The 11,894-nt window shown below is 69.2% G+C and carries 13 protein-coding genes; 3 read left to right on the forward strand and 10 right to left on the reverse strand.

From position 1 onward, the window contains the following. Positions 1 to 80 precede the first annotated feature (80 nt). Positions 81 to 1,052 (forward strand): aldo/keto reductase, encoded by a 972-nt coding sequence (locus tag DEJ00_RS09820; RefSeq protein WP_111057212.1) that lies wholly within the window; start codon positions 81 to 83, stop codon positions 1,050 to 1,052. Positions 1,053 to 1,171: 119 nt separating this feature from the next. Here the strand turns inward: DEJ00_RS09820 and DEJ00_RS09825 are convergent, their stop codons facing one another. The 10 genes from DEJ00_RS09825 to zapE form a co-directional block, all read right to left on the reverse strand. After that, a complete protein-coding gene (locus DEJ00_RS09825) occupies positions 1,172 to 1,864 on the reverse strand; it encodes a tyrosine-protein phosphatase (RefSeq protein WP_181440142.1) in 693 nt (230 codons plus the stop codon). Positions 1,865 to 2,057: 193 nt separating this feature from the next. Next, positions 2,058 to 2,546, reverse strand: coding sequence for a hypothetical protein (locus DEJ00_RS09830; protein WP_111057214.1), 489 nt, complete (start codon positions 2,544 to 2,546; stop codon positions 2,058 to 2,060). A gap of 78 nt (positions 2,547 to 2,624) precedes the next feature. Then, a complete protein-coding gene (locus DEJ00_RS09835; RefSeq protein ID WP_111057215.1) occupies positions 2,625 to 3,149 on the reverse strand; it encodes a hypothetical protein in 525 nt (174 codons plus the stop codon). A 239-nt stretch (positions 3,150 to 3,388) separates the two neighbouring features. Further along, positions 3,389 to 3,736, reverse strand: coding sequence for a hypothetical protein (locus DEJ00_RS09840; RefSeq protein ID WP_111057216.1), 348 nt, complete (start codon positions 3,734 to 3,736; stop codon positions 3,389 to 3,391). A gap of 1 nt (position 3,737) precedes the next feature. Further along, on the reverse strand, positions 3,738 to 5,798 hold the full coding sequence (locus DEJ00_RS09845; RefSeq protein ID WP_111057217.1) for a hypothetical protein: 2,061 nt from the start codon (positions 5,796 to 5,798) through the stop codon (positions 3,738 to 3,740). After that, positions 5,795 to 6,154: a DUF6507 family protein gene (locus DEJ00_RS09850; protein WP_111057218.1), complete on the reverse strand. Its 360-nt coding sequence runs from the start codon at positions 6,152 to 6,154 to the stop codon at positions 5,795 to 5,797. The genes DEJ00_RS09845 and DEJ00_RS09850 overlap by 4 nt, the downstream gene beginning before the upstream one ends. A 45-nt stretch (positions 6,155 to 6,199) precedes the next feature. Next, positions 6,200 to 6,556, reverse strand: a complete 357-nt coding sequence (locus tag DEJ00_RS18505; RefSeq protein WP_181440143.1) for a hypothetical protein — start codon at positions 6,554 to 6,556, stop codon at positions 6,200 to 6,202. Next, positions 6,553 to 7,674 (reverse strand): DUF6177 family protein, encoded by a 1,122-nt coding sequence (locus DEJ00_RS09855; RefSeq protein WP_111057219.1) that lies wholly within the window; start codon positions 7,672 to 7,674, stop codon positions 6,553 to 6,555. The genes DEJ00_RS18505 and DEJ00_RS09855 overlap by 4 nt, the downstream gene beginning before the upstream one ends. 96 nt (positions 7,675 to 7,770) lie before the next feature. Continuing rightward, positions 7,771 to 9,015, reverse strand: coding sequence for an ammonium transporter (locus DEJ00_RS09860; RefSeq protein ID WP_258373619.1), 1,245 nt, complete (start codon positions 9,013 to 9,015; stop codon positions 7,771 to 7,773). A 240-nt stretch (positions 9,016 to 9,255) separates the two neighbouring features. Further along, positions 9,256 to 10,278: a cell division protein ZapE gene (gene zapE, locus DEJ00_RS09865; protein ID WP_111057221.1), complete on the reverse strand. Its 1,023-nt coding sequence runs from the start codon at positions 10,276 to 10,278 to the stop codon at positions 9,256 to 9,258. A gap of 140 nt (positions 10,279 to 10,418) precedes the next feature. On the opposite strand from zapE, the gene DEJ00_RS09870 reads away from it, so the two are divergent. Further along, on the forward strand, positions 10,419 to 11,330 hold the full coding sequence (locus DEJ00_RS09870) for a sulfurtransferase (RefSeq protein WP_111057222.1): 912 nt from the start codon (positions 10,419 to 10,421) through the stop codon (positions 11,328 to 11,330). Next, complete coding sequence (locus DEJ00_RS09875) at positions 11,327 to 11,785, forward strand: SufE family protein (RefSeq protein WP_027465483.1); 459 nt, start codon at positions 11,327 to 11,329, stop codon at positions 11,783 to 11,785. Before DEJ00_RS09870 ends, DEJ00_RS09875 begins: the two co-directional genes overlap by 4 nt. Positions 11,786 to 11,894: the final 109 nt, after the last annotated feature.

The raw sequence follows: 11,894 nt of genomic DNA on the forward strand, positions 1-11,894 counted from the left end.
TACCCCCTGACTACTCCCCACCCCTCGACCGGTACTCCCAGGGCCTGGCGCCCGCAGCGCGTCACGAGTAGACCCGTCTCATGGACTACACACACCTCGGACGGACAGGGCTGTCGGTCTCGCGCGCCGTGCTCGGCACGATGAACTTCGGCCCGGAGACCAGCGAGGACGACTCGCACGCGATCATGGACCGGGCCCACGAGCTCGGCGTCAACTTCTTCGACACCGCCAACGGCTACGGCGGCTCGGTGGGCAAGGGCGCCACCGAGGAGATCATCGGCCGCTGGTTCGCCAAGGGCGGCGGCCGTCGCGAGAAGACGGTCCTCGCGACGAAGGTCTACGGCGACATGATCGACTGGCCGAACGGCGGCAAGCTCAGCGCGTTCAACATCCGCCAGGCCCTCGACGCGAGCCTGCAGCGCCTGCAGACGGACCACATCGACCTGTACCAGTTCCACCACGTCGACCGTGCGACCCCGTGGGACGAGATCTGGCAGGCCATCGACGTCGCCGTGCAGCAGGGCAAGGTGCTGTACGTCGGTTCGTCGAACTTCGCCGGCTGGCACATCGCCCAGGCGCAGGAGGCCGCGAAGCGCCGCCACACGCTCGGCCTCGTCAGCGAGCAGTCGATCTACAACCTCGTCGTCCGCGACATCGAGCGCGAGGTCCTGCCCGCCGCCCGCGAGTACGGCCTCGGCGTGATCCCGTGGTCCCCGCTGCAGGGCGGCCTCCTCGGTGGCGTCATCGAGAAGACCGAGAACGGCTCGCGTCGCCTCTCCGGCCGCAGCGCCGAGTACGTCGACTCGCACCGTGACCAGCTCCAGGCCTACGAGTCCTTCGCGAAGGAGCTCGGCCACACCCCCGGCGAGCTCGCCCTCGCGTGGCTGCTGCACCAGCCCGGCGTCACCGCGCCGATCACCGGCCCGCGCACGATGGAGCAGTGGGAATCCGCGGTCCGCGCCGTCGACATCCGCCTCGACCAGCGTGCGCTGGACCGACTCGACGAGATCTTCCCGGGGCACAAGACCTCGCCGGAGGACTACGCCTGGTGACGTCGCCGACGGAACCAACGGGTCGCTGACGCGACCATCTGCCTGGAGGCGCGGTGCGGGTCGGACCCGCACCGCGCCTCCAGTGCGTGGTCACGTCCAGAACGCGACCAGCGTCGCGATCAGAGGCGCGCGATCTCGTCGTCCTGCAGGCCGATCGCCCGCAGGTAGGCGTCGACCGAGCCCCAGCGACGCTCGACGTGGTCGATGACCGTGGTCATGATCTCCGGCACGCACCGTTGCGCGATCGCGGTGGCCTCGGGGTCGGCGCTCGCTGCGCGTTCCCGTGCGAAGCGGTCGACGAGCCGCTCGGCACTCATGGCGTAGTCCTCGCCGATCGCGTCGATGTCCGCGCCCCAGTGCCGTGCGAGCAGCGCGCTGACGATCCCGGTGCGGTCCTTCCCGGCCGAGCAGCAGACCAGCACGTCGCCGTCGGTGGTCGCGACGGCGCGGAGCGCTTCGGCGATCCCGGTGCGGTGCCGGTCGAGCCAGTCGATGTACTGGTCCTCGAGGGCGATGGCCTCGGCTGCCGACTCCAGGTCCGACGACGGATCGAACATCGGGACACCTCGGTAGCCGGGCGACGCCGCGAGCGGATGCGGCACGGCGGCGGTCTCGTCGACCCGGCGGAGGTCGATCACCGCCGCGAGACCGGGCGGGTAGGCGTCCGGCCCCACCGGTTCGGTGTTCGCCCGGTACACGGTGCGGGGGTGGTCGGCCTGGAGGGCGGTGCCGCCGACGGCGCGGAGGTTGGTGAGGGCGCAGCATCTTGGAGATGGAGTTCTCCACCCTCCGGACTGCTCCCAGATTGACACCTCGGCCGTGTTCCGGCGTGAGATTCACTCCGTACGGTGAACCGCCATGGCCGGCCGACAGCAGGTGCCCGCCATGGTCTTCGGCGAGTCGGTCCGCACCGCCAGCCGGCCGCTGCTCATCAGCGTCGCGCACGCTGAGCGGATAGTGGCGATCGATCATCGCTTCACAACGACCTGGGCGGCACCGTCTACTTCAGCCGAACTCGACGCGGAGATCCGAGGCATCCCAGATACTCTTGATCCTCATGCCAAGGTCTCGGAACCGTTCGTCCGCGGGTATCGGCAGATCGATTTCTACCGCCTCACCAAAGTGGCGAGCACGAAAGTCCAAGACGAACTCGTTCGGTTTGTTGATGATGGTCTGGAGCGCCGCACCAGCCGTGACCGATGCATGCAGCATTGACCCACCAGAAATCACTGACGCCAACGAAAGCGTGAATCCCCGCGCCGGTTCCGCAACGCCGTCGACTTTGTACGGCGACGAACCGACGAGTCCGGACCATGACCTCTCATCTGCACTGTCGACGTTCAGATCCTTGACCGTCCATATGCCATCGAACACAGGCAGCGCAACTTCAATCGCGGCGGAAGCGTCAACCAGACGCGCGGCGATCACGTCCGCAGACTCAGGCCTTGCATCCCAGTCAGCCACGAGGTACCAGTCGGTGACATCGGTCTTCACGCTGAGACAGGGTCCGATCGAAGCTCAGGCCTCACGGGTTGTCTCGGTTCAGACAACAAAGCCCCCTTCGCTCCCAACTCATTCACCGAGGAGGCCCTCAGGAACACGGTCGGCAACCTTCATGCTCTCTGCCTCCCAGAGCACCTCGAGAGACTTTGCGAGGTCAACGAATGCTTCGAAACCCGGACCCGACGTGCTCAGAGTCGCCGGCTCGCCGAAATCCACCGAAGAAAAGCCCACAGAGACCGAGTTCGGTGCCACCCGTCGCGTTTGATGTGTGGCACCGGCACGCACGCGGATGGCCGCATAGCTACCGTCAATCACTGGCGAGAGCAGCAAGAAGCTGAACCCCCGAGCCGGATCCGGCTCACCGTCGACACGCAGCAGGCTCGATCGCACGAGTTCGGGCACTGCGTTGTCCCTGTACTCGACCGAGCCGACCTCGCTGCTCACCTTCCACGCTCCCTCAAACTCCGGGAACGCTTGGACGAAACGATCGCAACTCTGCAATGCGAGATCCGCGATCTCCTCAGCGGACTGTTGCCGCGCCGCCCACTGCGCTTTCATCTGCCAACCCGAAACGTCAACGACGCTGCTCACCATCCTGCAAACCCACTCGGTAGAGGCCGGTATTCCATGACCAGTCCATCGTGGTCAGCGGCGAGTCGAGCGAACTGTGTCGCAACGTCTCGGTCACGAGAGAACAACGGAGGACCGCCATCGCGTCCAGCTTTGCGACCGCCGAGTCAAGCCAGCCATTGATTATCGTTTCGCGGGCGGCCAAAGGGTCCGCTCCCGTTTTGACACGAGGTACTCGTCGGTCGAGTCCGAGTGCACACCATTCAGTCGAAGACCTTTGGAACCGCGCCGTCGGCGAGCTCCTCTACTCGCTTGCCAACTTCGCGCAACAACGCCCGACCTGACCCGGAACCAAGGCGGTAGTTCGCGTTCATCCGACGAAGAAATGCGTCCACCTCTCGGTCCTCGGCGCCGTCAGCATCCAGCGAGACGAACTCCTTCGACATTCCAGCAAGCTCTTCGCGGCTGAACCCGTCAACGTAGAAGTCGACGTAGTCCGCAACGGACGAGTAGTCATCCCACCAGTGTTGGTAGAGGTTCTCCAGGAAGCCTCCGAGGAGAGGAATAGCCTCGGAGTAGTTCTCGTACCCGATCTTAGTCAATCCAGTCATATCACCCTCCGAGCCGGGTCGGGTACGCGGTCCGGACCACGAAACCGCCTGGACTGTTCTTGTCCCACAACAACTGCATCCACATCTGCTTTTCGTCTGTGAAGACCCCATCACTGAACCGCCGTCCGATCACCTGATCGAACGACGCGGTGATCGTGAAGACCCTGGGTTTGGGCTTGGGCTCCATGTTCAACCAGTTCGAGATTTCGTCGGCTCGGCTGTCCAGGGTGCGGCCGATCAAACGGTTGAGATCCTCCTCAGGGAGACGGAAAGCACTGTTCCCGGCCGAAGACAGGTCGTCTCGACCTGCAATCTCGGCGTCGGACTTGACGCCGTCGATGCCGTCGAAGTGCCTGCTCATCGTGTGAGCGCCACGGATGCCTTCGTGCGCCCTGAGCCCGCCGTTGTCGATGAAGGCCTGCGATAGATGTGAGTTCCTGATCTGGGCCGGCGCGCCGGAACCGTCCAGCATGTTGATTGGCTCACCGGTTTGCGTGTGCGGAACCACGGGAGCGTCCGTCGGGCTGTCCACGTGCCCGGACGTGCCTGACCGATCGACGAGTTGCGAGTCGGCGTCAGACGACCCGGACGAGTGACTCGTATGCGGAGCGTCGCCCCCGCCACCATCCACGTGATCCGCCACCGAGTGCAACCAGTGCGACCCCGGCTCCGGATGCCCGACCTCGATGTGCGGCCGCCCGACCCCGACGCCGAACCCGTCCGGCGTCGCCATGGCGTGCTCGACGCTGACCTTCACGGTCGGGATCTTGTCCCCGAGCCCCCGGAGCGCATCCGCGAACCCGCCACGCCCCCGCGCCAGCAGGTCCGAGACCCCCGACAACGCCTTGCCCGGCAGGCTCGACAGCGCATCCCCGACGCGCACGATCGTGGTACCGGCAGCCGCGACCTTGGACCCGATGAGCGCGAGCTTGCTGCCGTCCGCCCCGAGCACCGCGAGCCGCGACCCGAGCGCCGCGACCTTCGCCCCGGCGCCGACCTCGCCCGCGCCGGGGATGAACAGCGTGCCGATGTTGAACGCGGCACCACCGGCGGCGTGGGCGGGGTCGTCCCGCCAGTCCTCCGGCGACCCGACGAAGCCCTCGACGAGGGTCTTCTGCTGATCCATGATGCTGCGGGCGGTGTCGCCGACGACGTCCGGCAGGACGCCCTTCGGCAGCGCTGCGGCGATGAGGAGCGGCGGGCTGCCCATCAAGACGATCAGCCCGAGGGACTCTGCGAAGCCCTTCCACGACTGCTTCGCCCAGTCGCCGTCGCCCCACTCGCCGGTCTGCGAGTTGTAGCCGACGAGGCCGCCGAGTCCGTCGATGGTGCCGGTCAGGGCATCGTCCATGCCGGAGTTGAACGACTCCGAGCAGGACTGGTCGCCGCGCCCGGTGCTCCCCCACGGCATCGGTTCGTTCGCCTTGACGGCAGCGTTGTAGTCGACGGCCTGTACCTGGGGCAGACACATGTCCGTGCGCAATCCGTTGATCGCGTTGACGCACTCGGCGGAGGCGGCGGAGAGCTTCGTCTCCTGCGCGGCGACCTTGGTGAGCAGCTCGTTGTTCTCGTCGACGTACGGCGTGTACTGGTCCCACGGCAGGTGCACGTCGTCGAACTGCTGGCCGAAGTTCTCGACGAGCCCGACGATGCCCTGGTTGGCCGGGTGCTCCGGGTCCCACGGGCCGACCGTCTTGCCCTTCAGCGCCTTCTCGACGAACGTCGCGGCCTCGGCCTTCAGCTCGACGAGCCGCTTCGCGATGGGCGCGACCGCCGTCGCGTAGTCGCCGATGAACGTCGACGCCTTCTGCAGGGTCGCGGCGAGTGCTGCGGTGTCGGTCTCGACGCCGTCCATGACCGCGAGCAGGTCGGCCGAGTCCGGCGTCGTGTAGCTGCTGCCGAGCTTCGCCCACGCGGTCTTCACCTCGCCGCCGCGCGTCTCGACGTCGGTGGCCGACGTCGAGAACGCCGTGCCAGCGGTCTCGACCTTCGCCGCGTCGATGTTCGCGCCGGGGATGGCGTCCGGGTCGATCAGGCCGTCAGCGCGGCACTGGCTCGTCACTGGTCACCACCCAGGTCGAAGGCCGAGAAATCGCCGGTACTGGAGGCACGGATCGCGTTGGTCTGCGCCGTCGCGGCCATCTCCTCGTCACCGTGGTAGTAGGCGAGGGTCGCGGTGGCAGCGCCGGCCAGACCGGCCGTGATGTGGTTGCCCACGCGCTGCAGGAGGGCCGAGTGGCTCTCGATGAGCGCGGCGACGGCACCGGCGACCGCCTGGTCGTCCCCGACGGCCGTTGTGAGCGTGGCGTGCGCGTCGGCGAGACCGTCGAACGCGGTCGAGAGGTTCGTCGCCGCGGTCTCGGTGTCGGTGAGCGTCGTCTGCACGCCCGCGGGCTCGATCTGCCAGCCGTTCCCCATGGCTCCCCCTGGTGGTCGTCCCGTTCGGTCAGTGTGATCGCGTGGTCACTGCGCGGCTCGGGACTCCGCCGTTCCCCCGGCGGCGTCCGCGATGCTGCGCACGATCCGCTCGGCCGTCCCCCGGAACGGGGGTTGCGCGGCCGCGTGGACCTCGGTCCACCATAGCCGATCACCCGCCACCGACAACGGACGGGCGAGCAACCGTTCGGCATCGGTGGTGCTGTCGAGCCGGCGGGACTGGAAGAGCGTGAGGAGCACCACCCCACCGTCCGACACGAGCTGCAGCGCATCGCCCGCCCAGAGCTGGCGGATGCCGATCGCGGGGTCGACCGCGGCGGCTCCGGTGAGCACGGCTGCAGCGTCCACGTGGTCGGCGCTGAGGATCGTCCACTCGGCGCTCATCGGTCCGCCCCGAATCCCAGCAGCTCGACGGCACGGGGGCCGAGCGCGGTGCCGAGCTCGGCCAGCCGCCGCCAGCGAGCCTCCACCTCGGCGCCCCCGGTCAGCCCTGCGGTCGGCGGCGCGAAGTCGAGCAGCAGCGACGGCACGCGCGGCGTCCCGACCGGCATGGCACCCACCGGCAACGAACCGGTGTCGACGCCGAGGTCCCGCACGGCGGCGGCGCCGACAACTGCTCCGAGGGGGACGGGCATCCCGCGCTGCCGGGCGGCGAGGGTCGCGTCCGCGTGCCCGCCCGAGCGCCACGCCGTCGCGAGCAGCACTCGCTGTCGACGCGCGAGGTCGGCCAGGACGTCGACGACCGGACCGTCCACCGGAGGCGAGTCGTTCCCGGGGACCGGCACCGTGCCTCTGCCCACCGGCACGGCCGGCCCGCCGCTGGCGCGTCGTCCCGGAACCGGCGGCGTGGGCCCTGGCCGTGGCAGTGCCAGCCGTGTCTCCTCGGTGACGCCCGTCGCAGACCGTTCGATGCGGAGCTGTACCGCGGCGAACCCGCCGTCGACCGGGGCGACGGCGACGAGCCGGGTCGGACGGGGCGCGCGCCCGCGGGCGAAGTCGGTGACGGCGCCGACGCTCCAGGCGAGCGTGGACGGCTCGACCGTGCCCCAGGCGGTGGGCGCGATGCCGGCGAGTCCCTCGAGCAGGAGCTCGGCGGTGCGACCGATGCCGGCCTGCTCGGTGGCGGGGTGGTGGACGGACACGATCAGCTCGACCCAGGGGACCTCGTCGGCGCCGAGCCGGGTGGTGCGCTGGGAGGCCTGCGGGGCGAACATCGCGGTCGCGACGTCGTCGACGACCTCGGTGGAGCCGGCGGCGCGGTAGCGGTCGCCCTCGCGGACGACCCACGCGCTGCTCGTGCGCCGGAGCATCGCGAGCATCGCCGGGGTGAGGCGGCTGGTGGGCGGGGTGAGCAGCACGAACGCGAGGTCGGCGGCCCGTGTCTCGAGCACGAGCCCCATCCGGGCGGAGGACAGCGACACGATCGCGGCGTCGGTCTCGGAGACGACGAAGCCGGGCCCGACCGCGTCGACGAGCGGGTGCGCGAGGGTGACGTCGTCCACGCCGGAACCCTACCGGCCGGGGATGGTCCCGCACGACGACGGGCCCCGCGCTGCTGTGTGCGCGGGGCCCGTCGTCGTGCGGGTGGTGGAGCGTGTCTAGCGGACGCTGACCGGGCTGTCGTCGGTCTGCTCGTAGAGGACGTAGCCCTCTTCGCCGTGGACCGCGGTGTCGATGCCGGCGACCTCGTCCTCGGTCTTGACGCGGAAGCCCATCGTCTTCTCGATGATCCAGCCGATGACGAAGGCCAGGACGAACGAGTACGCGCCGACGGCACCCGCTGCAGCCGCCTGCTTGCCGAGCTGCTCGAACGAGCCGGAGTAGATCAGGCCGGTGTCGTTGGCGAAGAAGCCGAGGAACAGCGTGCCGAAGATGCCGCCGACCAGGTGGACGCCGACCACGTCGAGCGAGTCGTCGAAGCCCAGGCGGTACTTCCAGTCGATGGCGAAGCAGCAGACGATGCCGGCGAGGAAGCCGAGCAGGATGCCCCAACCCGGGGTGAGGTTGGCGCAGGCCGGGGTGATCGCGACGAGGCCGGTGACGGCTCCCGAGGCGGCACCGACGGAGGTCGCCTTGCCGTCCTTGAGCTTCTCGACGAGCAGCCAGCCGAGGACCGCGGCTGCGGGAGCGGCGAGCGTGTTGATCCAGGCGAGCGACGCGACGCCGTTCGCGGCACCGGCGGAGCCGGCGTTGAAGCCGAACCAGCCGAACCACAGGATGGCGGCGCCGAGCAGGACGAAGGGCGGGTTGTGCGGCTTGTGCGCGCCCTTGGCGAAGCCGACACGCTTGCCGAGGACGATCGCCAGGGCGAGACCCGCCGCACCGGCGTTGATGTGCACCGCGGTGCCACCGGCGAAGTCGATGACGCCCCACGTGGCGGCCCAGCCGGAGCTCAGGTTGAAGACCCACGAGGCGACCGGGAAGTAGACGACCGTGACCCAGATGCCGGCGAAGACCATCCACGCGCCGAACTTGGCGCGGTCGGCGATGGCGCCGGAGATGAGCGCGACGGTGATGATCGCGAACGTCGCCTGGAAGCCGACGAACGCGAGGTCGGGGTAGGTGGCGGCGAGCGTGGTGGCCTGGGACTGTTCGAACGCCTGGCCGAGGCCGATCTGGTTCCAGTCGATGCTGAAGAAACCGACGACGCCGCTGACGGCCGTGTGCGGCCCCGTGTTGGCGAAGGCGATCGCGTAGCCGTACAGCACCCAGAGGACGCCGACGAGCGCGATCGCACCGAAGGACATCATCATCATGCTGATGACGGACTTCGCCTTCACCAAACCGCCGTAGAAGAAGGCCAGGCCGGGTGTCATGAACAACACCAGCGCAGCCATGATCATGATGAAGCCTGTCTGGCCCTGATCAAGCATCTGTTCACCTCTCGATTGCACGAGCGGCTCTTGGACCGCCTCGGGTGTCACCGAGTCTGGCGAGGCGAGGTTTCACGAGGGAGCACGAACTGTTTCGCGGATGTAACGCGACCGCGCCGTTTGTAAACGTCGTGTTTCCGCCGGCCCGATGTCCCCTGCGCGAGGGGCAGGAGACCGCCGTGGACAGATCGGTCTGACGGCGGGGGGTCCTCAGGCGCGGGTGAGCGCCACCACGCGGGACGCCGCGCGCAGGTACTTCTTGCGGTAGCCGCCCTCGAGCATCGCGTCGGGGTACACCTGGTCGAGCGGCGTGCCCGAGGCGACGATCCGCACCTGCGCGTCGTACAGCCGGTCCACCAGGGCGACCCAGCGCAGCGCGTCGGTCTGGTCGGTGAACGCCCGGACGTCGGTGAGTCCGACGGCGTCGAGGTCCTCGACCAGCGCGACGTACTTCGAGGGGTGCACGGAACCCAGGTGCGCGACCACCGCGCCGAAGTCGTCGAGCGTCACGGAGCCGGACGGCAGCGCGGCGGGCACGTCGGACACCACCTGCGCCGACTCGTCCACGGCACGTCGGCGGTAGTCGAGGCCGTCGATGCGCATGGTGTCGAAGCGGTCCGACATGGCCTGGATCTCGCGCAGGAAGTCCTGCGCGGCGAAGCGTCCCTCGCCCAGGGCTCCCGGTGGCGTGTTCGACGTCGCGGCGAAGCGGGTGCCGGTCTCGGTCAGTTCCTTGATGAGCCGGGTCATCACCATCGTGTCGCCCGGGTCGTCGAGCTCGAACTCGTCGATGCACACCAGTGCGGTGCCGCGGAGCAGGTCGACCGTCCCCTGGAACCCCAGGGCGCCCACGAGCGCGGTGTACTCGATGAAGGTGCCGAACGTCTTCCGGCCGGTGGCCGCGTGGTAGGCGGCTGCGAGCAGGTGGGTCTTGCCCACGCCGAACCCGCCGTCCAGGTACACGCCGGACTTCGCCGCGGGCTCCGCCGACTGCTTCCGGCGCCCGAACAGCCCGCGCCGCGGGGCGTCCGCGGGACCGGCGGCCACGAACGCGGCCACGGCATCGCGGACCGAGGCCTGCGAGTCGTAGTCCGGGTCCGGCCGGTACGAGTCGAACGACGCGTCCGTGAACTGGGGCGGGGGCACGAGCGCCGCCGCCATCTGCTGCGGGGTCACCCGGGGATCACGGTCGACGAGGTGAGCGGGCAATCGGGGAACCCTTCCGGGAAGCATGTCGTGGGGTGTCACGTTGCGTCAGGGGCACGGTACGTCCGCGTACCGTTGCCCACAGGCACCGACGCCCGATCCTAGTCCGGCGCCAGCAGCACGCTCCCCAGCACCACGCTCCCCCGCACCCCCTGGAGGTACCCCCGATGACCGCACCGGTCGACCCGTCCGAGAAGTTCGCCGCCTACGCGCACCCGGAGCGCCTCGTCTCCACCGAGTGGCTGCAGGAGCAACTCGACGCCGGGGCCGGCGCGCCCGACCTGGTGGTCGTCGAGTCCGACGAGGACGTCCTGCTCTACGAGACGGGGCACATCCCGGGCGCCGTGAAGATCGACTGGCACACCGACCTCAACGACCCGGTGCAGCGCGACTACATCGACGGTGCCGCCTTCGCCGAGCTCCTCGGCGGCAAGGGCATCGGCCGCGACACCACGGTCGTGATCTACGGCGACAAGAACAACTGGTGGGCGGCCTACGCCCTCTGGGTGTTCACCCTGTTCGGCCACGAGGACGTCCGCCTGCTCGACGGTGGTCGTGGCAAGTGGATCGCCGAGGACCGCGCCCTGACCACCGACGAGACCCCGGTCACGCCCGTCGAGTACCCCGTCGTCGAGCGCCACGACGAGCCCGTCCGCGCCTTCAAGGACGACGTCCTCGCGCACCTCGGCAAGCCCCTCATCGACGTCCGCAGCGCCCCGGAGTACAGCGGGGAGCGCACGACGGCGCCCGACTACCCGGAAGAGGGCGCGCTGCGCGGCGGCCACGTCCCCACCGCCGTGAACATCCCCTGGGCGACGGCCGCCGCCCCCGACGGCACCTTCAAGTCACGCGACGAGCTCGACGCCGTCTACCGCGACGGCGCCGGCATCGGTGACGCCGACGAGGTCATCGCCTACTGCCGCATCGGTGAGCGCTCGAGCCACACCTGGTTCGTCCTGCAGCACCTGCTCGGCTACGACAACGTCCGCAACTACGACGGCTCGTGGACCGAGTGGGGCAGCGCCGTCCGCGTCCCCATCGTGCAGGGATCCGAGCCGGGTACTGTTCCGAACCGATGAACGCCAGCACCGACGCACCACTCCCCGCCACCCTCGCCGAGATCCGCGACGACTTCCTCGCCCTGGGCCAGAAGGACCGCCTGCAGCTCCTGCTCGAGTTCTCGAACGAGCTGCCTGCGCTGCCCGAACGCCTGCAGGGGCACGAGGACGAGCTCGAACGCGTCGAGGAGTGCCAGTCCCCCGTCTTCATCACCGTGACGGTGGGCGAGGACGGCGACGCCCCGGACGTGGTCCGGATGCACGCCACCGCCCCGCGCGAGGCTCCGACCACCCGCGGCTTCGCCTCGATCCTGGCGCAGGGGCTGTCCGGCCTGACCGTCGAGCAGGTGCTCGCCGTGCCGACGGACTACCCGCTGACCATCGGCCTGTCCGAGGCGGTCAGCCCGCTGCGGATCCGCGGCATGGTGGGCATGCTCGGACGCGTCCAGCGGCAGGTGCAGGCGGCGGTCGCGTAGACGCGACCCGTTGACGGACAGGAGGCGCGGTGCCAGCTGGCACCGCGCCTCCTGTCCGTTGCTCGTTTCGGATGCATGCGGTCCTCTGGCATTTCAGTCGCTGGCCGTG

The organism is Curtobacterium sp. MCLR17_039 (genome assembly GCF_003234745.1).
In the GTDB taxonomy this organism is placed as follows: Bacteria; Actinomycetota; Actinomycetes; order Actinomycetales; family Microbacteriaceae; genus Curtobacterium; species Curtobacterium flaccumfaciens.

Excerpts from the sequence above, each read along its gene's own strand:
- DEJ00_RS09820 (WP_111057212.1), top strand. The coding sequence starts at position 81 with ATGGACTACACACACCTCGGACGGACAGGGCTGTCGGTCTCGCGCGCC.
- zapE (WP_111057221.1), bottom strand. The coding sequence starts at position 10,278 with ATGCTTCCCGGAAGGGTTCCCCGATTGCCCGCTCACCTCGTCGACCGT.
- DEJ00_RS09850 (WP_111057218.1), bottom strand. The coding sequence starts at position 6,154 with ATGGGGAACGGCTGGCAGATCGAGCCCGCGGGCGTGCAGACGACGCTC.
- DEJ00_RS09835 (WP_111057215.1), bottom strand. The coding sequence starts at position 3,149 with ATGGTGAGCAGCGTCGTTGACGTTTCGGGTTGGCAGATGAAAGCGCAG.
- DEJ00_RS09870 (WP_111057222.1), top strand. The coding sequence starts at position 10,419 with ATGACCGCACCGGTCGACCCGTCCGAGAAGTTCGCCGCCTACGCGCAC.
- DEJ00_RS09860 (WP_258373619.1), bottom strand. The coding sequence starts at position 9,015 with ATGATCATGGCTGCGCTGGTGTTGTTCATGACACCCGGCCTGGCCTTC.
- DEJ00_RS09875 (WP_027465483.1), top strand. The coding sequence starts at position 11,327 with ATGAACGCCAGCACCGACGCACCACTCCCCGCCACCCTCGCCGAGATC.
- DEJ00_RS18505 (WP_181440143.1), bottom strand. The coding sequence starts at position 6,556 with ATGAGCGCCGAGTGGACGATCCTCAGCGCCGACCACGTGGACGCTGCA.
- DEJ00_RS09840 (WP_111057216.1), bottom strand. The coding sequence starts at position 3,736 with ATGACTGGATTGACTAAGATCGGGTACGAGAACTACTCCGAGGCTATT.